At 74.0% G+C, this 18,374-nt stretch carries 21 protein-coding genes; 5 read left to right on the forward strand and 16 right to left on the reverse strand.

The features are described from left to right. Positions 1-12 precede the first annotated feature (12 nt). A complete protein-coding gene (locus ASF50_RS14490; RefSeq protein ID WP_056904865.1) occupies positions 13-327 on the forward strand; it encodes a contact-dependent growth inhibition system immunity protein in 315 nt (104 codons plus the stop codon). 90 nt (positions 328-417) lie between these two features. Continuing rightward, complete coding sequence (locus tag ASF50_RS19095) at positions 418-1,089, forward strand: RNase A-like domain-containing protein (RefSeq protein ID WP_156718294.1); 672 nt, start codon at positions 418-420, stop codon at positions 1,087-1,089. A gap of 1 nt (position 1,090) precedes the next feature. Here the strand turns inward: ASF50_RS19095 and ASF50_RS19100 are convergent, their stop codons facing one another. The 5 genes from ASF50_RS19100 to ASF50_RS14515 form a co-directional block, all read right to left on the reverse strand. After that, positions 1,091-1,897 (reverse strand): hypothetical protein, encoded by an 807-nt coding sequence (locus ASF50_RS19100; protein ID WP_056904866.1) that lies wholly within the window; start codon positions 1,895-1,897, stop codon positions 1,091-1,093. A 106-nt stretch (positions 1,898-2,003) separates the two neighbouring features. Next, the gene (locus tag ASF50_RS14500) at positions 2,004-2,336 is read right to left on the reverse strand and encodes a TraR/DksA family transcriptional regulator (RefSeq protein WP_056904867.1); all 333 of its coding nucleotides are present in this window, start codon (positions 2,334-2,336) and stop codon (positions 2,004-2,006) included. After that, on the reverse strand, positions 2,333-3,019 hold the full coding sequence (locus ASF50_RS14505) for a DUF6629 family protein (protein WP_056904868.1): 687 nt from the start codon (positions 3,017-3,019) through the stop codon (positions 2,333-2,335). The genes ASF50_RS14500 and ASF50_RS14505 overlap by 4 nt, the downstream gene beginning before the upstream one ends. Positions 3,020-3,104: 85 nt before the next feature. After that, entirely contained in the window at positions 3,105-3,770 is a 666-nt protein-coding gene (locus tag ASF50_RS14510) for a SprT-like domain-containing protein (RefSeq protein ID WP_056904869.1), read from the reverse strand. A 127-nt stretch (positions 3,771-3,897) separates the two neighbouring features. Continuing rightward, entirely contained in the window at positions 3,898-4,092 is a 195-nt protein-coding gene (locus ASF50_RS14515; RefSeq protein WP_056865770.1) for a hypothetical protein, read from the reverse strand. 17 nt (positions 4,093-4,109) lie between these two features. On the opposite strand from ASF50_RS14515, the gene ASF50_RS14520 reads away from it, so the two are divergent. After that, positions 4,110-4,730, forward strand: coding sequence for a hypothetical protein (locus ASF50_RS14520; RefSeq protein WP_056904870.1), 621 nt, complete (start codon positions 4,110-4,112; stop codon positions 4,728-4,730). Positions 4,731-4,754: 24 nt separating this feature from the next. Here ASF50_RS14520 and ASF50_RS14525 read toward each other — a convergent pair whose 3' ends face one another. The 5 genes from ASF50_RS14525 to ASF50_RS14545 form a co-directional block, all read right to left on the reverse strand. Next, entirely contained in the window at positions 4,755-5,237 is a 483-nt protein-coding gene (locus ASF50_RS14525) for a winged helix-turn-helix domain-containing protein (protein ID WP_056904871.1), read from the reverse strand. Between the two features lie 54 nt (positions 5,238-5,291). Beyond that, complete coding sequence (locus ASF50_RS14530) at positions 5,292-6,287, reverse strand: aldo/keto reductase (protein ID WP_056904872.1); 996 nt, start codon at positions 6,285-6,287, stop codon at positions 5,292-5,294. A 62-nt stretch (positions 6,288-6,349) separates the two neighbouring features. Beyond that, positions 6,350-7,474, reverse strand: a complete 1,125-nt coding sequence (gene rlmC / locus ASF50_RS14535) for a 23S rRNA (uracil(747)-C(5))-methyltransferase RlmC (RefSeq protein WP_056904873.1) — start codon at positions 7,472-7,474, stop codon at positions 6,350-6,352. 31 nt (positions 7,475-7,505) lie between these two features. Beyond that, a complete protein-coding gene (locus tag ASF50_RS14540; protein ID WP_156718296.1) occupies positions 7,506-8,540 on the reverse strand; it encodes a hypothetical protein in 1,035 nt (344 codons plus the stop codon). Positions 8,541-8,752: 212 nt separating this feature from the next. Continuing rightward, positions 8,753-9,310 (reverse strand): C40 family peptidase, encoded by a 558-nt coding sequence (locus tag ASF50_RS14545; protein WP_056904875.1) that lies wholly within the window; start codon positions 9,308-9,310, stop codon positions 8,753-8,755. 385 nt (positions 9,311-9,695) lie between these two features. Between ASF50_RS14545 and ASF50_RS14550 the strand changes: the two genes are divergently transcribed. Next, positions 9,696-10,103, forward strand: a complete 408-nt coding sequence (locus ASF50_RS14550; protein WP_056904876.1) for a VOC family protein — start codon at positions 9,696-9,698, stop codon at positions 10,101-10,103. 85 nt (positions 10,104-10,188) lie between these two features. Here ASF50_RS14550 and ASF50_RS14555 read toward each other — a convergent pair whose 3' ends face one another. From ASF50_RS14555 to ASF50_RS14565, 3 genes are all read right to left on the reverse strand, one after another. After that, the gene (locus ASF50_RS14555; protein ID WP_056865762.1) at positions 10,189-10,821 is read right to left on the reverse strand and encodes a hypothetical protein; all 633 of its coding nucleotides are present in this window, start codon (positions 10,819-10,821) and stop codon (positions 10,189-10,191) included. Beyond that, positions 10,821-11,648, reverse strand: a complete 828-nt coding sequence (locus tag ASF50_RS14560) for a mechanosensitive ion channel (RefSeq protein ID WP_056865761.1) — start codon at positions 11,646-11,648, stop codon at positions 10,821-10,823. Before ASF50_RS14560 ends, ASF50_RS14555 begins: the two co-directional genes overlap by 1 nt. Before the next feature lie 110 nt (positions 11,649-11,758). Beyond that, entirely contained in the window at positions 11,759-13,432 is a 1,674-nt protein-coding gene (locus ASF50_RS14565) for an alkaline phosphatase D family protein (protein ID WP_082503194.1), read from the reverse strand. A gap of 205 nt (positions 13,433-13,637) precedes the next feature. Here ASF50_RS14565 and ASF50_RS14570 point away from each other — a divergent pair, with 205 nt between their 5' ends. Beyond that, entirely contained in the window at positions 13,638-14,300 is a 663-nt protein-coding gene (locus ASF50_RS14570) for a hypothetical protein (protein WP_200919257.1), read from the forward strand. Between the two features lie 55 nt (positions 14,301-14,355). On the opposite strand, the gene ASF50_RS14575 is transcribed toward ASF50_RS14570, so the two are convergent. The 3 genes from ASF50_RS14575 to ASF50_RS14585 all read right to left on the reverse strand — a co-directional run bounded on the left by ASF50_RS14575 (position 14,356) and on the right by ASF50_RS14585 (position 18,315). Next, a complete protein-coding gene (locus tag ASF50_RS14575) occupies positions 14,356-15,510 on the reverse strand; it encodes a magnesium and cobalt transport protein CorA (protein WP_056865760.1) in 1,155 nt (384 codons plus the stop codon). Between the two features lie 304 nt (positions 15,511-15,814). Next, a complete protein-coding gene (locus ASF50_RS14580) occupies positions 15,815-17,191 on the reverse strand; it encodes an NAD-dependent succinate-semialdehyde dehydrogenase (protein ID WP_056904877.1) in 1,377 nt (458 codons plus the stop codon). A gap of 164 nt (positions 17,192-17,355) precedes the next feature. Beyond that, positions 17,356-18,315: a nuclease-related domain-containing protein gene (locus ASF50_RS14585; RefSeq protein WP_056904878.1), complete on the reverse strand. Its 960-nt coding sequence runs from the start codon at positions 18,313-18,315 to the stop codon at positions 17,356-17,358. Positions 18,316-18,374: the final 59 nt, after the last annotated feature.

Raw genomic sequence — 18,374 nt, forward strand, 5'->3', positions numbered from 1 at the left:
AACGGAGCCTCGGTGCACTCACTACACCTACCGGCCCTGCGCAAGCTCGCCGGCACGTACCTCTACCAATCCTGGCAGCACGAGTTCGACGATGTAGACGAGGCGGTGCGCGCGTACCTCCGTGATGAGCCCGCGCGCGACGAGGACCTTGCTGGTGACGTGCGGACGTTGTTGTCGGCAGCCGACACGGAATCAGAACTCGACGCATGGCTCGTGGACGCCGGAGCCGACTATCTGCCCTCAGACGACGGGTGGACCTACCAGGCCTGGCTCGCACACGTCGCCGAGATCGCAGAACAGCACGTGGCACAGAACAGCGTTGACTGAGCGCGCCGGTGTCGCCGTCTCCTGATGTCTCTGCTCTCCCCAGCCAGTCGCTGCCGGTCACCGGTGGCATCACATCCGCTCGGAGGATCAATGAACGAAGTCGGGAATGGCGCATCCCAGCCCGAAGGCGGCGAACCCACAGCCGGCGTCGATCCACCGGGCACCAACGCCCAGCAGGTCCTTGCCTACGCGTCATCTTTTCCCGACGTGGGGCGCGCTGAGAGCCTCTTGGGTCGGGCGATCACACATCATCGACGCCGAGTCGTGGCGTGGCTCGAGGCTGGGCAGTCCTCCCGCATGGAGGTGGTCCACCGGTCCTGGCGCAACGCCGGGTTGGTTGTGTTCCCCGATGGTTCATCGACTCGCACCAACACCGTGAGAGCCGTACTGACAAGTGATGTGGAGATGCCGCATGGCTTTCGAGTGCTGAACGGGTATCCAGCACCAGCTGTCGCGCACCATCGCGATTTTCCTGCGGCCAGCAGATTCTTCGGGGCCTACCTCCACGCCGACTGGTGTGAGGAAGCCGCCGACGAATGGTCAGCACTCGCGGCGTTCGCCACGAACGAGGTCCAAGCGAAGGACTTCGCTAATCAGGCGCGGAGCATGATCTACGCCGCGAGCGATCCGACCCTGGCAGATCTCCTGCTCGACCTCGGGTCGTGCCTGATCCCACGGTCCCCTCGACCTGAGTCGCTGAGACTGTGGATCCACGCTTTGGCCAACCAGGCGGAACGACTGGTCGGATCGAGCAGCCGGTGACTCAGGAGGTCGGCGTCGGAGTGGGGACGGCGCTGGGGGTCGGGGTGGTGGAGGGCACCGTGGTCGGCTCCTCGGTCGGCTCCTCGGTGGGCTCCTCCGTCGGCTCCTCGGTCGGCTCCTCGCTCGGCTCGGCGGTCGGGTCGTCGGTGGGCTCGGCCGTGGGGTCGGCGGTGGGGGTGGAGGCGTCGGACGGGTCACTGCCCTGGCTGGGGTCCCGGGTGGGCTCGTCGTCGCCGGCGGACGAGCCGCCCGTGAGGCGGGAGATCGTGGTGCCGCCGTCGCGGTCGCTGCCGCCGGTGTAGCTGGAGACCGAGCGTCCCGAGACCACCTCGAAGAGCGACAGCGCCACCATGACGACCAGGAACATGCCGGCGGCCAGGATCGCGATCCGCTTCCACGGCAGGCCGGCGAGCCGGTCGCGCCAGCCGGTGCGCGACTCCAGCACGGCCTCGTCGAGGCCGGCCTTGGCCTCCGCGAGCTTTTCGTCGGCGTGGTCCAGGTGGGCCTCGACGGCCGCGGTGTCGGCGTCGCTGCGCCCGGCGCGGCGTACCTCCGCCTGCGCGATGCCGACCTTCGACAGGGCCGCCTCCTGGGCCTTCGCGGCCGCGGCACGGCTGCGGGCCAGACCCTCGGAGTAGAGGGCGGTGCCCACGGTCGCGGCCACGGAGCCGACCGCGGCGCCGATGAGGGTGCCGGCGGCACCCAGGGTCGAGAGCAGCACCGCGGAGGACACTGCGGCGAGCGCACCGGCGGCGGTCTTCAGCCAGTCGATGTCGAGCTTCTGGGGTGTGGGGGTCTCGTCAGCCATACGTCTTCCAGTATGGAGCCGACGTCGCGACTCCCAACCCCGTGCGCTGTGTCGATCGACACGGGGGCCCGGCGCAGCCCGGGCGCGTCGCGCCGGTGGACCGGGGTCAGGCGCAGGTCACGCAGGTCCGCGCCGTGGGCCGTACGTCGAGCCGCTCGGCCGGGATCTCGCTGCCGCAGCGCTCGCAGCGGCCGTAGTCGTTGGCGGACTCCCGGGCCAGGGCGGCGTCGACCTCGTCGAGGTGGTGGCGCGCCTGCCTGGCCAGCGCGTCGACCTGGGAGCGCTCGAAGGCGATCGTGGCGCCCTCGGGGTCGTGCTCGTCGTCGGCGTTCGTGTCGCGGGAGGCCTCGACCACGCCGCGGTGGTCGCCCTCGAGGTCGCGCAGCCGCGACGCCACCCGCTCGCGCTCGGCCAGCAGCCGCTCGCGCGGGCCGCTCACCGGGCGGCGTCCGTGCGTGGCTGCAGGCTCTCCCCGTCACCGCGCGGGTCGGCCCCACGCTCGACCCGCGCGAGGTGCACCAGGATCAGCACCGAGGAGACCGCGGCCCAGACGCACCACAGCGAGGCGAAGGCGTCGGCGTAGGCGTAGCCGACGACGAGCAGGCCGACGAGGTTGGCCAGGCCGAAGGCCGTGATCCAGCGGTGGCCGGCCAGGACGCAGGCGCCGACCACGGCCACGATGTAGAGGCCGGTGGAGATCTCGGGCTCGCCCAGGCCGACGTAGTAGACGATCGCGTGGTCGCGCACCGTGGTCCGCACCCCGCCCGTCCACAGGTGCCAGGCCATGTAGGCGCCGACGGCTCCCCCGAGCGCCACGAAGGGCGCGACGAGACCGCGCCGGTCGGGCCGGGCGACCAGGAGCACCGCCAGCGGGAGGTAGAGCGGCAGGAAGGGCAGGGCGAAGACGACGTAGGCCAGCGCGGCGCGGTGGGCGGTGGTGTCGGAGACCAGCCCGTCGGCACCGGCCCAGACCAGGGCCTCCACCAGCTGGTGAACCGCGAAGAGCACCGGCAGCGCGGCCAACGGCAGCTCGCGGGGCGCGCGCACCTCGCGCAGGGCCAGGGCGCCGAGGGGCAGGACGACGGCGCCGGCGACGAGGTCGGCCCGGAGGGAGAAGCACACGCGACCAGTGGAGCACTCGGGCCGCGCCGTGGTGCTCACCCGGGGGGAGACCGGCGCGGCGACCGGGGCGGCGAGCGCCGCCGGGTCAGACCGACTCGACCCAGGCGAAGGGCACGCGCAGCACCGCCCGGCCGGCGCGCAGGTGGTAGCTCGTGCGGCCGACCTTCACCACGACGCCGACCCGGCCGTGGTGCTCCCCCGCGACCGTGACCCGCACCCGGGAGCCGACCGGCAGCCGGGTGGGTCGACCGCCCGTGCGCAGCAGGGCCAGCTCGGCCTCGTAGTTGGGGTGGTGCACCGCCGGGCGGCCGTGGTGGGTCCAGGTCAGCACGTGGGCGAGGTCGAAGCGGCGTGAGCAGCGCCCGCAGGTCATCACCCGCTCGGGGCGGCGGTGGCGCCCCGAGGTGTGTCCCGCCGCGCACACCCCGAGCCAGGCCGGCTCGACGCCCGGGGCGTCGGCGGGCACGCAGCGACGCCCCGAGGAGCCCAGCGCGAGGGCGGTGCGGCGCCAGGTCTCGTCGTGACCGTGGCGCGGGCCCACCAGCGCGTGGGCGATCTCGTGGAGGATCGTGTCGCGGACCTCGGCCTCGGAGTGCAGCACCGTCAGCGGGGCGCTGAGCCCGATCACCCGCGGCCCGAAGCGGCACACCCCGGCCCGACGCTTGGCGGAGTCGAGCTCCACGCGCCACCCCGGCGGCCCGTGTCGCTCGAGCAGGTGCTCGGCGAGGGCGAAGGCGTCGCTCAGGTCCATGGCAGGACCGTACGTCGCGACGCCGACAGGCGGGCGGGGCGATCCACAGGACACCGGCGACCGGGGGGACCTGCCGGTGCCGGCCGGGCCGGACCACGCGCACCACGGTTTCGCTAGCGAAACAGGCTCAGTCGGCTCGTTCGGCCCCGTCGGCTCGCTCGGCCCCGTCGGCCTGGGCCAGCCGCTCGTGCAGCCGGGCGCGGACCTCGTCGGCGCCGAGGGTCGACCGGCGCCGCTGGTCGCGCGCGACGACCACCCCGGTGGCCGCGACCCCGGCGAGCCCGGCGACGCCGAGCAGCCTCCACACCTTCGTCGACCTCATCGAGCAGACTCCTCCTCATGTCCTCGCCGTCCGCCCCGCTGTCCCTCGACGAGGCCGTGGACCTCACGCGCACCGGCGACCTGTGGCTCTTCCGCGGGCGCTCCACCGCCGACCACGCTATCCGGGTGCTGACCAACGCGCCGGTCAACCACGTCGGCATGGCGGTCGTGCTCGACGACCTGCCGCCGCTGATGTGGCACGCCGAGCTGGGCAAGGGCCTGCGCGACGTGTGGACCGGGCAGCACCAGCGCGGGGTGCAGCTGCACGACCTGCGCGAGGCGGTGCAGCAGTGGTGCGGGCGCTACGAGCAGCGCGCCTGGCTGCGCCAGCTCGACACCGCGGTGACCCGGGAGATGGAGGACGCCGTGCTGCGCACGGTCGCCCGCCTCGACGGCACGCCGTTCCCCTCGACGGTCGCGCTGGCCGGGCGCTGGGCGCGGGGCCGGATCCGGCGGGCCGCCCCGGCCGAGCTGACCTACTGCGCCGAGGTGGTCGCCGCCACCTACACCGCGATGGGGCTGCTCGACGACGACCGCCCCACGAACTTCTACGACCCCGGCATGTTCTGGTCGGGCGACGAGATGGGGCTGCTGCGCGGCGCGCGGCTCGGCGACGAGATCGCCGTCGCCGTGCCCTGAGCTGCGCCCGGCCGCGCGGCGGGGTCAGTCCAGGGCGTCGGCGGGCAGCTCGGCGCCGCGGTCGGTGAGCTGCCACACGCCCGGGCGGGGGGCCACCAGGAAGCCGTCGTCGGCGAGCTCCTTGCGCGCCCACCGCACGGCGGTGCGCCAGCGCACCTCACCGGTGGGGCCGACCTCGCGGTCGCCCTCGCGCAGCACCTCGGCCATGCGCTCCTCGAGCTCGAGCATCACCAGCTCGGCCTCGCGCTCCCCGCCGACCTCCTGGAGCACCCGGATGATGTAGGGCTTGAAGTCGTCCTGGTGGGTGCGGCGCCGCGGCTTGGCCGGTGCGGCGGCCGGCTTGGAGGAGCCCGGCACCCGCGCGGTGGACCCCGAGGGGGCCGCCGTGCTGCGGCGGCGCACCGGTGTCGCCTTGGGCGGCGCCACGGGCTCGGGGGGACGCTTCGGCATCCCGTGCACACAGGTGCTCAGCGGCAGGTCGCACAGCTCGCAGTAGTCCTCGGCCACGCCCCGACCGTACGTCGTGCCCGCCGCTCCCGGCCACACGGGGCCGGGGAGGGGTCACCAGCGGTGGTGCACCTGGGCGCGGAAGCGCGCGTCGTAGAGGTCGCGGACGCCCTCGAGCAGGGCGGGGGCCAGCGGCGGCAGCGCGCCGGCGGCGGCGTTGGCCCGGGCCTGCCCCGGGTTGCGGGCGCCGGGGATGACGGCGGTGACGCCGGGCTGCTGCCAGACCCAGGCCACGGCGACCTGGGCGGGCGTGGCGCCCTCGGGGCCGTGCTCGGCGACCAGGGCGGAGAACTCCTGGGCGGCCCGCACGCCGGTGGCGAAGTCGACCCCGGAGAAGGTCTCACCGACGTCGAAGGCGCTGCCGTCACGGTTGTAGGTGCGGTGGTCGTCGGCGGCGAAGGTGGTGGTCTCGTCGTAGGTCCCGCTGAGCAGGCCCGAGGCCAGCGGCACGCGCGCCAGGATGCCGACGCCGGCCTCCTCCGCGGCGGGCAGCACGGCGTCGAGCGGCTTGAGCCGGAAGGCGTTGAGGATGATCTGCACGCTGGCCACGTGGGGGCGCGCGATGGCGTCGAGGGCCTGGTCGGTGGTCTCGACGCTGAGGCCGTAGGCGGCGATCGCCCCGTCGGCGACGAGGGTGTCGAGGGCCTCGTAGGTGGCGTCGGCGGTCACGGTGGCCGACGGCGGGCAGTGCAGCTGCACCAGGTCGAGCCGGTCGACGCCGAGGTTGCGGCGCGAGCGGTCGACCCAGCCGCGGAAGTGCTCGAGGGTGTAGCTCTCCGGCACCTGCTCGGCGCGGCGGCCCATCTTGGTGGCCACGGTGAGCGCGGCGTCGGGGTGGTCGGCCACGAAGCGGCCGATGACCTGCTCGCTGCGGCCGTCGCCGTAGACGTCGGCGGTGTCGAACAGCGTCACCCCGGCCTCCAGGGAGGCCTCGAGCACGGCGCGGGCGTCGTGCTCGCTCACCTCGCCCCAGTCGGCGCCGAGCTGCCAGGTGCCGAGTCCGACGGTGGAGACGTCACGGCCGGTGCGGCCCAGGGTGCGGTGGTCCATGGCCGCGACTCTAGCCACGCCGGCCCACGCCCCCGACCCGTCGGCGACCCGTCGGTGACCCGTCAGCGGCGCTCGAGCAGCACCATCACCTCGTGGTGGGTGGTCTGGGGGAACATGTCGAACAACCGCGCGCGGCGCGGGGCGAAGGACGGCAGCGCGGCCAGGTCGCGGGCCAGCGAGACGGCGTTGCAGCTGGAGTAGACGACGTGGCGGACCCCGGAGCCCTCCAGCCACGCGCACAGCTCGGGCCCGACGCCGCGTCGCGGCGGGTTGAGCACCACCAGCTCGGGGCCGGCCTCCTGCGCCTGCGCCCACGTCGTGGCGTCGGCGGCCTCGAAGCGCAGGCCCGGCAGCCGGGCGTCCCCGGCGGTGGCGCGGGCGGCGGCGACCGCCTCCTCGCTGACCTCCACCCCGGTGACCAGGCGCCCGGGGGCCGCGACGTGCAGCGCGAAGCCGCCGACCCCGCAGTAGAGGTCCCACACCGAGGCCGGGGCGAACTCCTCGACCCAGTCGCGGCCCTGGCGGTAGAGCGCGGCCGCGACCTCGGTGTTGGTCTGGAAGAAGCCCTGGGGCCGCAGCCGCAGGGTGAGCCCGTTGACCCGCATCGCCAGCGTCTCGCGCGGGCTCAGCGCGATCTCGCGCTCGCCCTCCAGCACGGCCTTGTGCTCGGGCTGCACGTTGGCCGAGACCACCACCAGCTCGGGCAGCGCGGCGTGGAGGGCCGGGAGGTGCTTGCGGATCCGGGTGACCGGCTCGGTGGAGCGCAGCACGAAGCGCACCATGAGCTCACCGTCGGGCGAGCGGGTCACGAGCAGGTGCTTGAGCTCGCCGCGCCGCGTCGCGAGGTCGTACGGCGCCACCGCGGCGCGGGTGACGAAGTCGGCCAGGGCGGGCAGGGCGGCGGCCAGGCCGGGCTCGTGCAGGCCGCAGTCGCGCAGGTCGACGCCGGCCCCAGAAGGGTCGAGGATCCCCAGCGTCGGGGCCTCGAGCGTGCCGGCGACCACCATCTTGGCCTTGTTGCGGAAGCCCTCCTCGCGACTGCGGTGGGGCTCCAGCCACGTCAGGTCGGGCCACGCGGCCAGCAGCCCGCGGCAGTGACGCTGCTTGGCGGCGACCTGGTCGTCGTAGGCCTGACCCATCCAGGCGCACGAGCGGCAGCGACCCGCGTCGAAGTGGTGGCACTGCACGGGGCGAGGCTACGGGCCGGGCCCGCAGAGGTCAGCGCTGGGCGGGCTGCCGAGTGGGCTGCTGGGCGGGCTGCTGGGCGGGCTGCTGGGACGTCTCCTGGCCGGGAGCCACCGTGACCGTGGTCGGCTCGGAGACGCTGCCCTCGGCCAGGGGCCGGTCGGCGAAGCGCCAGCGGTAGGTCGTGGTCTGCTCCGGGGCGACGGTGACCGTGGCGTCGACGGCCTCGGCGGGGACGACCTGCACGGTCTCCCAGCCGCCGGCGACCTGGCGCTCGAGCACGAGCGTGCCGCGCACGACCGGCTCGCCGGAGCCGTCGCGCAGGACGCCGGTGAGCACCGTGCCCCTCGGGGCCGGGCGAGCGGCCATGACGGTCGTGGTGGTCAGGCCCTCGAGGTCGTAGGTGGTCGTGCCGGTGGCGTCGCCGACGCGCAGCGCGTCGAGGGCGAAGCGGTTGCCGTCGCAGCCGAAGCCGACCGTGCGGAAGCCGGGCCCGTCGCCGCGCTCGGCGATCATCGCCGCGAGCGTCGAGGGGGCGGCGGTGGCGCCGCCGACGGCGCGGCGGGTGGCCATGTCGTAGCGCGACCAGGTGTAGGTGAGGCCGGTGGTCTCCACGCTGGTCCACGCCCCGGCGGGCGCCGAGACGTCGGCGCGGCCGAACCAGTAGGTGGTGGTGCCGAAGTCGGCGGGCTCCTGGTAGCCCACCCACGCGACGCCCGCGGCGCCGCGCGGCGCCTGCACCGAGAGGCCGGAGGTCGTGGTCGAGGCCATCGAGCGGGCGTAGCTCAGCGAGCCCAGCGCCGTGCCGCCGGCGAGGTCGTAGCGCAGGCTGCGCTCGCCCGCGGGCGCCTGGTCGGGGCCCAGCCCGACGAACGGCTGCGGCACCTCGGCCGTGCGCTCGTAGAGCCGCGCGCACCCGACGTACGACAGCTCGATCGGGCCGCCCACGGGCAGGTCGGTGCCGCGCACCACGACGGTGGCGTCGCCCGCGGCGGAGGCCGGGGAGGGGAGCGAGGGCACCAGGAGCGCGCCCAGCACGCCGAGGACCACTCCGGATCTGACCAGCACCTGCCGCACCTGCTGCCTCCGCGCACACGAGACCGAGAGCCGGGTGGGGGTGCCCGGTCCTCGGAGTCTAGGGCGGTGCACCCCCCACGTCTGCGGGAGCCGGCGAACTGATGCCCACATCTGGGGAAACACCCCCCTCCGGGCGAGCGCCGGAGGGGGGTGCACCGCGGACGAGTGGCCCCGACGGGTGGGCCGGGACGGGCCTGCTGGGCTCAGCGCACCCGGCCGAAGAACCGCTGGTCGGTCCAGATCTTCGTGCGCTCGACGTCGGCCTCGGAGTTGGCGGCGTTCCACATGTAGCCGTCGCCGGCGTAGATGCCGACGTGGTAGACCCCGCCGCCGTCGTAGAAGAAGACCAGGTCGCCGGGGCGGGCCTCGGCGGGGGTGACGCGCTGGGTGCGGTCGACCTGGGCCGCCGAGGAGTGCGGCAGCGCCTCGCCGACGGCGTTGCGGAAGACGAACTGCGTGAAGCCCGAGCAGTCGAAGGCGTCGGGCCCGGCGGCGCCGTAGCGGTAGACGTCGTCGGCCTGGGCGCGGGCCACGCCCAGGATCCGCTCCGCACGGGTCGGGCCGTCGTCACGGCGGGCGTCGGCGGTCCGGGGGGTCCCCGTGGCCTCAGTGGTCTGGGCGGCCTGGGTGGTCTGGCGCTCGGCCGGTGCCGCCTCCGCGGCGCGGGCGGTGTCGAGGGTGAGCCCGGTGCCGAGCACCGTGCTGGTGGCCATGGCGGCGACGAGGGTCGCCCCGAGGGTGCGCATGCGGGTGTGGGTCATCGGTGGTCCTCAGGCATCGCCTGCGGAAGGGGTCCTGTCGGGTTCGGGCGCCTGTGCCCGGCCGGCGCTGCCTCGCGGTCGCTCCGGCTCCACCCCGAGCCGCGGCCTGCGCCGCGGCGTCCTGCTCGGGTCTCCCGCGCCCGTCACTGCGTGCTGCTGGGGTCACCCCGGCGCCGTGACGGGCCTCGGCTCGGGCCGGGTGCCTCCGGTGTGCCGGAGGAGGCACCGAGGCTGCCACGGCCCCCCGGGTGCCGATCAAGCCGACACCCGGTGACCCTTCTCACCGCTGCCCGGCGTCACGCCGATGACTTCGCAGGACACCACCGGTCTGCACCTCGACACACCGGTCCCCGCGACCGCCCGACCACCGCCCTGAGGAGCCCCGATGCCGGTCCTGCTGAACCCCTACCTCCACCTCCACGGCACCGCCCGCGAGGCGATGACCTCCTACCAGTCGCTCTTCGGCGGCGAGCTCGACGTGATGACGTTCGCGCAGATGGGCGAGCAGGGCGAGCACGCCGACCTGGTCATGCACGCCATGCTGCGCGGCGAGCACGGCGTCACGCTGATGGCCGCCGACGTCCCGCCGGGCATGACCGTGACCCCCGGCGACACCGTGACCCTCAGCCTCAGCGGCGACGACGAGCCCCGGCTGCGAGGCTGGTTCGAGGCACTGGCCGAGGGCGGCCAGGTGCACGTGCCGCTGGAGCGGCAGGTGTGGGGCGACGTCTTCGGCCAGTGCGCCGACCGCTTCGGCGTCACGTGGCTGGTCAACATCGCGGCCCCGGCCTGATCCGGCACGGCACGACGTACGCCGTCCCCGGCCCGCCCCTCGCAAGGCGGACCGGGGACGTCGAGGGCGAAGGAGTCCTGCGGGCTCAGGCGGCGGCGCGGTCGACCCGCGCGTGGTAGTGCCGCCCCACCTTGCCGCCGAGCAGGGCGGCGAGCAGCGTGCCGACCACGACGGCGGCGGCGGTGATCACCGCGCCCCAGCCCAGGTCACCGCCGCCGAGCGGGATGCTGGGCAGGCTGACCCGGTCGAGGATGTTGTACTGCGAGCCGAATACCGCCCCGAGCACGATCGCGACGAGGGTGACGACGAGGCCGATGATCCACACCCCGAGGCCCTGCCTGGCCCCGTCGAAGCGCGACATGCGCCCGGCGACGTAGCCGCCGGCGTAGTAGCCCACCACCAGCACCACCAGCAGCACGACGGCGGCGACGATCCCGATCGTGCCGGCCGAGCGCTCGGCCTGGGTCTGGGTGATGTCGCGGCTGGTCCCGACGGCGCTGGCGACGGCGCCGACGATGCTGGTCAGCAGGATCGCGGTGGCGATGGCCACCAGCCAGCCGAAGAACGCCGCGCCCCAGTTGGTGCCGCCGAAGCGGTCACGGGCGTGGGCCTCCCCCACGGTGCGGGTGGGTCCGGAGCGGCGGCGTGCGGCGGCGGGCCCGTCGAGCTGCCCGTCGTACCGGTCCTCCTGGGCGGCGTGGTCCGTGCGCTTCGCCATCAGTAGCGCTCCGTCGGCGGCACCGGCGGGGTCTGCGCGGTCTGCGCGCCCTGGTCGTAGGCCGGGTCGAAGCCCTGGTCGTAGGCCCGGTCGTAGGTCGGCGAGTCGCTCGAGCCGGCGGCCTGCTGGGCGCGGTCGCGACCGGTGCGCAGGTCGCTCTTCGCCTGTTCCTTGGCCTCGCGGCTGCGCGAGTAGGCGTCCTCGAGCATGCGACGGGCGACGTCCTGGCCGCCGAGACCGAAGGCGAGGGCGAGACCGAGGGCCAGGGCGCCCATGGTCGCGGCGAACGCGATGGAGACGATCTCCTCGGCGATGCGCAGCTGGTTGAGGATCATGAACATCGCGATGACCATGACGAGCGCCGGCACGATGGTGGCCACGATCTTGCCGGTCGGGGTGTCGCCCATGAGCTTGGCGACCCCGGCCGCGACGGCTCCGGCGACGAGGGCGGCGACCACGAAGATGACGATGGCGGCGATCACGTTGGGCAGGTAGGCCAGCACCTGGTTCATGAAGGTGGTGACGGCCGGCACCTGCAGCGCGCCGATGGCTGCGAAGAGGAAGAAGACGAAGATCAGCCAGAAGACGACCCGGGCGATGCCGTTGGACGGGCTGGCGCCGGGCAGCACCTTCTCGACGTACCGGTTGGCGTCGGACTCGTGCAGGTGCTTGTCGAGGCCGATCTTCTTCAGCACGGTCGCGACCACCTTGGCCACGACCTTGGCCACGATGAAGCCGACCAGGAGGAGCAAGAGGAAGCCGAGCAGGTTGGGCAGGAAGCCGATGATGCGGTCGAGCGCGTTCTCGAAGCTGTTGCCGATGTTCATCTGAGACTCGTTTCGTCGGTGGACCGAGCCCCCAACGTGACAGCGCGGGCGCGCGGCCACTCCCACCCCGCAGGGTGGAACACCCCCGCAGCAGTTTGTCAAGAGGTGTCTTAGTGGGTGGCCACCTGCGGCTCGAGGTCGCGGCTGAACAGCACCGCGCCGGACTGGTCGCGCAGGCTCATGGTCAGCAGCCCGGCGCGGTCGATCGCGGCGTGGCCGAAGAACTGGTTGCCCGCCCGCGGCGACTCCCCCGGCGTGCCCGCGACCTTGCTGAAGACCACCTCGGGCCCGAAGGTGCCGTCGAGGTCGTTGGGTCCGAAGGTGCCCGAGGCGATCGGCCCGGCCACGAACTCCCAGAAGGGGTCGAAGTCGGTGAAGCCGGCGCGTGCCGGGTCGTAGTGGTGGGCCGCGCAGTAGTGCACGTCGGCGGTGATCCACACGGTGTTGCGCACACCGTGGCGCTTGAAGGCGCTGAGCACCTCGGCGATCTCCTGCTCCTTGCCGAGCGGGGCGCCGGGATCGCGGTTGGCCAGGCCCTCCTGGGCGCTGCCGTCGGGCACGACGAGCCCGATCGGCAGGTCGGCGGAGATCACCTTCCAGGTCGCGGTCGAGCGACGCACCTCCCGCACCAGCCAGTCGAGCTGCTCGCGGCCCAGGACGCTGGTGCGCTCCTGCTCCAGTCCGGGGGTGTTGGGGTCCTTGAAGGTGCGCATGTCGAGGCAGAAGACGTCGAGGTGGGCCCCGCGCGAGACCTTGCGGTAGATCCGGGCCTCGGCGAAGCCGCTGCCGCGCCCGTGGGCGCGGGGGTCGGCGATCGGCTGCCACTCCTGCCAGGCGCGGCGGGCGCGAGCGGCGAGCACGTCGACGCGACGCTCGGCGGTGTAGCGCTCGTCGGTGAGCACCTCCCCGGGCCACCAGTTGTTGGTGGTCTCGTGGTCGTCCCACTGCGCGACGACGGGGGTGTCGGCGTAGAAGGCGCGCACGTTGTCGTCCATCAGGTTGTAGCGGTGGCGCCCGCGGAACTCCGCGAGGGTCTCGGCGACCTTGGTCACCTCGGGGATGACCAGGTTGCGCCAGACCTGCCCGTCGGGCTCGACGACCTCCGCGGCGATCGGGCCGTCGGAGTAGACGGTGTCGCCGGCGTGGACGAAGAGGTCGGGACGCGTGGCGTGCATCGCGGCGTAGCCCCGCAACCCGCCGAGGTCGGGGTTGATCCCCCAGCCCTGGCCACAGGTGTCGCCGGTCCACACGAAGCTGGTGGCCGCCGGGCGCAGCGACGGGGTCGAGAACCGCGCGACCCGGGCCTCGCCGCGCCGGCCCTGCTCGTCCTCGAAGGCCAGCTCCGCCTCCCACTCCCGGCCCGGGGCGAGCCCGTCGAGGGCGATCTTGGCGGTCAGGTCGGAGGCGTCGGTGGCCCAGGGACCGCGGACGACACGGCGTCGTCGACCGCTGCGCAGGTGGGCCACGAGCCGCCCGCGCCCGCTCGAGCGCGCCCACAGCACGGCGGTGCGCGGGGTGACGTCACCGCTCTGCACGCCCGAGGGCAGCGTCAGGCGTCGCGTCACCAGTCCGCCGGCCGACGCGGCCTGCCGCACCTGCGGCGAGGTGGCCGCCACCCCGCTCGTGGCACCCAGCGTGGTCAGCGCGCCGGCGGTGAGCGCGCCCGCGCGCAGCAGCGAACGGCGGCCCACCGGCGTGGAGGTGGCACTGCCGGCCGGGCTGCCGGCCGGGCTGCTGACGGGGCTGCTGGCGGGGCTGCTGGAGGGGCGTCCGAGATCGCTCATGCCCCGAGGCCACACCACCGAGATGGCGCGGGGTGGTCCTGCGGGTGAACCTCGCCGGTCGCCTCCGGAGGGGGCCCGGCGCGCACGTGGGCCGACCGGCGCATTCGGTGCGACTGGCGTCCTCGCCGTACAGTCGAGGGTGAGGGAGCCGGGGCACGGCGCCGCGCGACCACGCCCGACACGTGCCAGCTCCAGTACGGACGTCATGAGCCTCGAGACGACGACCCCTGCCAGCCCGACCGACGTGGAGCCCGACGAGGCCCTCGAGGACGACCGCGACGAGACGGAGACCCCGGACCCGGAGGAGACCTCCGAGCCGGAGGCGCCCGCCGAGCCCGTGACCGCCGCCGAGGGCGAGGACGTCTGGGTCGCCGCCGCGCGCCCGGTGCTGACCGAGGTGGCCGGCACCTACCACGGCCTGATCACCCACACCGAGTTCGCCGGGCGGCTGCAGGCCGACACCGGCGTGCGCACCCGCAGCAACCCCAGCAACTGGATCGGGCGCGTGCTGGCCCGCGTCGCGGCCGAGGTCCACGCCGCCGGCGAGCCCCCGCTGACCGCCCTGGTGGTCCACGGCGTGCACGGCACCGTCGGCGAGGCCTACGACGAGGTGCTGCGCCTGCAGGACGCCGACCCGATCAGCGACCCGCTGGCCCGCGAGAAGCACGCCGCCCTGGCCCGCATGGAGTGCTACCGCTGGGCCGACGCCACCCTCCCGGCCGACGGCGGCAACGCCGCGCTCTCCCCGCGCTACGACATGGTCGTCACCCGCGAGCGGAAGAAGAACCGCGAGGAGGCGCAGCCCGACATCTGCCCCACCTGCTTCATGGCCATCCCGCCCACCGGCGAGTGCGACAACTGCGCCTGAGCACCACCCCGGCGTGGTCCGCCGGCGTCCCCGGGTCTGCTCAGATCCAGTCTGCTCAGATCCAGCGGCGCCGGCGGAAGACCACGTAGAGCACGACGCTGACCATGAACATCATGACCACGGCCATCGGGTAGCCGAAGCGCCAGTGCAGCTCGGGCATCGAGTCGAAGTTCATGCCGTAGACCGTGCCGACCAGGGTCGGCGCGAAGAGGATCGCGGCCCAGGCCGAGATCCGCTTGACCTCCTCGTTCTGGGAGATGCTGACCTCGCTGAGGTTCTTCATCTCCTCGTTCTGCTGCTGGGCCACGAGGGTGGCGTTGACGGTGAGGATGTCGCGCAGCAGCTGGCGCAGGCCGTCGACCTTCTCGGTGACGGTCACGAGGTGGTCCTCGACGTCGCGCAGGTAGCGCTGGAGCTCCTCGTCGGTGCGGTACTTCGCGAAGCCCAGGGTCAGGCGCCGCACGACGGTGAGCAGCGGGCCGGTGGCCCGCTGGAACTCGATGACCTCGCGGGTCAGCTCGTAGATGCGCCGCGAGACGCCCGGGTCGCCGGTGAAGACCTGCACCTCGATCTCGTCGATGTCGTTCTCCAGGCCCGCCACGACCGGGGCGTAGCCGTCGACGACCCGGTCGAGGATGGCGTAGAGGATCGCCTCGGGTCCCAGCCGCAGCAGGTCGGGGTTGCTCTCCAGGCGGCGGCGCACGGCGGCCAGGTCGGGGGCCTCGCTGTGGCGCACGTTGACCACGAAGTCGGGGCCGACGAAGACGTGCACCTCGCCGAACTCCACCTCCTCCGTGGCGTCGACGTACCGCGCGGCGCGCAGCACGACGAAGAGGGTGTCGTCGTAGCGCTCCAGCTTGGGACGCTGGTGGGCGAGGATCGCGTCCTCCAGCGCCAGCTCGTGCAGGTCGAACTCCTCGGCCAGCGAGGCCAGGTCGTGCTGGTCGGGGCGGTAGAGCCCGATCCAGGCGATGGCGCCGTCGTCGGGGGCCTCGTCGCCGCGCTCGCGCAGGCAGCGGTAGGTGTCGGCGAGGCTGCTCAGCGACTCGACGCGGTCGCCGTCGACGTAGACCGCGGCGTCGACGAGGGTCTCGTGGCCCACCCGCGCGCCGTCGGGCGCCGCCGGGGCCGCGGGCGCGGCCGGCGCGGGGTGGGGCGCACGACGACGGCCGGCGAGGTGGCGCAGGGGCAGGAACGGGCGCTCGGACATGACGGGAGACTCCTCCGCGGACGGGCTGCGCCGGGCGGTGGGCGCGGCGGGCGGGGCTGCCTCAGGCAGCGGGACGGGGACGACTGGGAGGTTCACCGCTCACGGCGACCACCTCCCCCGTCCGTCTGCGCCACGCCCGTGGCTCGTCTGTCTCAGCGTCCACGATAGGCCGCGGCGCGGCTGCGCGGAAACCGCCGCAGCCGCTCCCGCACGCCGCGCGGGGCCGGCCGGACGGTGTTCGTCCGACCGGCCCCGTGCGGTCGTGCGCCGTTCACCCGCGGGTCTGCGCGGCGGCCTCCCCGGGTCAGCCCTGGGGGGTGTAGATGAGCTTCTTGTTGACGAACTCGTCGATGCCGTAGGGGCCGAGCTCGCGGCCCACGCCGGAGCGCTTGGTGCCGCCGAAAGGCAGGTCGGCGGCCGTGCCCTGCGCGCTGTTGATCCACACCATGCCGGTGTCGAGCTGGTCGGCGACCTGCTGGGCCTTCTCGACGTCGTCGCTCCACACCACGCCGCCGAGACCGAAGGAGGAGGCGTTGGCCAGCTCGACGGCCTCCGCGGCGTCGGCCACGCGGTAGACGACGGCGGCGGGTCCGAAGAGCTCCTCGCCGTAGGCCCGCATGTCGGGGGTGACGTCGGTGAGCACCGTGGCCTCGACGAAGGAGCCCGGGCGGTCGACGCGGTTGCCGCCGGTGCGCACGGTCGCGCCCTTGGCCTTGGCGTCCTCGAGCTGCTCGACCAGGGTCTGCGCGGCGCCCTCGGAGGACAGCGGTCCGAAGCCGGTGCCGTCCTCGAAGGGGTCGCCCGGCTGCAGGGCCGACATCCTCTGCGTGAACTGCTCGACGAAGTCGTCGTAGAGGTCGTCGACCACGATCATCCGCTTGGCGGCGTTGCAGGCCTGGCCGGCGTTGCCCATGCGTCCGCGCACGGCGGTCTTGACCGCCGCACCCAGGTCGGAGGCGTCGAGCACGATGAAGGGGTCGGAGCCGCCGAGCTCGAGCACGACCTTCTTGAGGTTGCGGCCCGCGACCTCGGCCACCGCGGCGCCGGCGCGCTCGCTGCCGGTGACCGAGACACCCACGACGCGGGGGTCGGCGATGATGTCGGCGGCCTGGTCGTTGGTGGCGAAGAGGTTGATGTAGGCGTCGGCCGGCAGGCCGGCGTCGTGGAAGATCTGCTCGATCGCCAGCGCCGACTCCGGGCACTGCGGGGCGTGCTTGAGCAGGATGGTGTTGCCGATCATCAGGTTGGGCGCGGCGAACCGGGCCACCTGGTAGTACGGGAAGTTCCACGGCATGATCCCCAGCAGGGCCCCCACGGCCTCCTTGCGCACGACCGCGTTGCCGCCCATCGACGGGCTCAGCGGCTCGTCGGCCAGCAGGCCCGGGCCCTCGTCGGCGTAGTAGCGGAAGATCGAGGCCACCAGCTGCAGCTCGCCCTTGCCCTCGCGCAGCGGCTTGCCCATCTCGCGGGCGATGATCGCGGCGAGGTCGTCGATGCGCTCGTCGAAGAGGTCGGCCACCTTGTGCAGCACCGCGGTGCGCTCGGCCTTGTCGGTGGTGCGCCACTGGCCGTACGCCGCGTGCGAGCGCGTCAGCGCGTCCTGCACCTCGGCATCGGTCGCCGTCGGGTACTCCTTCTCGACCTTGCCCGTCGACGGGTTGACCACCTGGTAGTCGCTCATCTCGCGTCCTCTCCGTGCCGCCGGCGATTACGCCGCACCCTCGTTGGTGCCGCGCTCACCGGCCTTCTCGACGGTAGTCCGCGCGGAGCACGGCGCAAGGGCCCGTCGGGGTGGTTGCAGCCACGCCTGTCCGGCCCGCCGGCGGGCCGCGTCGCCGGCCCCTCTCAGTCGCTGCGACGGGGGCGCTGCGTCGGCTGCACCGCGTCGGCACCGCCCCGGGCCGCACCCGCCCCGGCACCGTCGGGCCCGCCGCCGGACCGACCGCCCGTCGTCCCGGTGCGACTGCGGTCCGGGGCCGACGGCTCGTCGGCGTCGCCGGCAGACGAGAGGTAGACCCCGCCCAGGGCCCCGACGACCAGGGTCGCCGCCAGGGCGGCCAGCGAACGGCGGGGACCCGACGGGCCGGGGCGCGGCGGCGCCGTCGTCCTGCCCGGACCGGGAGTCCGGGCGGGCGGCTTCTTCCGGTGCACGGCCGACCCCCCGGCTCCGAGCGACACGGGCCCGGTCGATTCGGTCTTGGTCGACTCGGTCTCGGTCGCCACGGGCGCGTGCGACGCGGGCCCGGTCGCCTGTGGCATGGCGCGCAACGCGTCCCAGATCTGGCGGAGCTGATCGCGATCGAGCACGGTCGGTCGTGAGAGGAGCATCTCGGTAAGCGTCGACGTCGAGCAGACCATGACGTCGCGGGCCCAGCCCTCGACCCGCTCCTCGCGGACGAAGCACAGCACCGGCACGGCCAGCTGCGAGCTGACGTGCGGTGTGGCCAGACTGACGGCGATGGCCGCCTCGGCGGCAGCGGCGACCTCCCGCTCGCGCTTCCACCCGCCCTGCCGCAGGACGTCGTCACGCACCTCGACCACCCCCGACCAGTTCTTGGTGTCGACGACGAAGACCCCGCCCGGGCCGAGGACCACGTGGTCGACGTTGGCGAGCTTGCGACCCGGCCACCGGATGTCGTGGAACGCCGTCCACTCCGCCGGGAGCGTCGCGAGCACGTCGGCGGTGGCGCGCTCACCGGCGGCGCCGCGCTCCCACCTCTCCGCGGCGCGCTCGAGTCGGGCGATCTTCTCCCGGTGGCGGCGGGCCACGGCCTCGGCGGACTCCCCGGCGGACGGGTCGGTCATGGTGCTCCCTCGTGGCCTGCGCGGCCGTCGACGTCAAGGTAAAGACGTCATCGGCAGCC

Source organism: Nocardioides sp. Leaf307, assembly GCF_001423135.1.
Taxonomy (GTDB): domain Bacteria; phylum Actinomycetota; class Actinomycetes; order Propionibacteriales; family Nocardioidaceae; genus Nocardioides; species Nocardioides kribbensis.

Excerpts from the sequence above, each read along its gene's own strand:
- ASF50_RS19095 (WP_156718294.1), top strand. The coding sequence starts at position 418 with ATGAACGAAGTCGGGAATGGCGCATCCCAGCCCGAAGGCGGCGAACCC.
- ASF50_RS19100 (WP_056904866.1), bottom strand. The coding sequence starts at position 1,897 with ATGGCTGACGAGACCCCCACACCCCAGAAGCTCGACATCGACTGGCTG.
- ASF50_RS14510 (WP_056904869.1), bottom strand. The coding sequence starts at position 3,770 with ATGGACCTGAGCGACGCCTTCGCCCTCGCCGAGCACCTGCTCGAGCGA.
- ASF50_RS14515 (WP_056865770.1), bottom strand. The coding sequence starts at position 4,092 with ATGAGGTCGACGAAGGTGTGGAGGCTGCTCGGCGTCGCCGGGCTCGCC.
- ASF50_RS14520 (WP_056904870.1), top strand. The coding sequence starts at position 4,110 with ATGTCCTCGCCGTCCGCCCCGCTGTCCCTCGACGAGGCCGTGGACCTC.
- ASF50_RS14530 (WP_056904872.1), bottom strand. The coding sequence starts at position 6,287 with ATGGACCACCGCACCCTGGGCCGCACCGGCCGTGACGTCTCCACCGTC.
- ASF50_RS14545 (WP_056904875.1), bottom strand. The coding sequence starts at position 9,310 with ATGACCCACACCCGCATGCGCACCCTCGGGGCGACCCTCGTCGCCGCC.
- ASF50_RS14550 (WP_056904876.1), top strand. The coding sequence starts at position 9,696 with ATGCCGGTCCTGCTGAACCCCTACCTCCACCTCCACGGCACCGCCCGC.
- ASF50_RS14555 (WP_056865762.1), bottom strand. The coding sequence starts at position 10,821 with ATGGCGAAGCGCACGGACCACGCCGCCCAGGAGGACCGGTACGACGGG.
- ASF50_RS14560 (WP_056865761.1), bottom strand. The coding sequence starts at position 11,648 with ATGAACATCGGCAACAGCTTCGAGAACGCGCTCGACCGCATCATCGGC.
- ASF50_RS14565 (WP_082503194.1), bottom strand. The coding sequence starts at position 13,432 with ATGAGCGATCTCGGACGCCCCTCCAGCAGCCCCGCCAGCAGCCCCGTC.
- ASF50_RS14570 (WP_200919257.1), top strand. The coding sequence starts at position 13,638 with ATGAGCCTCGAGACGACGACCCCTGCCAGCCCGACCGACGTGGAGCCC.
- ASF50_RS14575 (WP_056865760.1), bottom strand. The coding sequence starts at position 15,510 with ATGTCCGAGCGCCCGTTCCTGCCCCTGCGCCACCTCGCCGGCCGTCGT.
- ASF50_RS14580 (WP_056904877.1), bottom strand. The coding sequence starts at position 17,191 with ATGAGCGACTACCAGGTGGTCAACCCGTCGACGGGCAAGGTCGAGAAG.
- ASF50_RS14585 (WP_056904878.1), bottom strand. The coding sequence starts at position 18,315 with ATGACCGACCCGTCCGCCGGGGAGTCCGCCGAGGCCGTGGCCCGCCGC.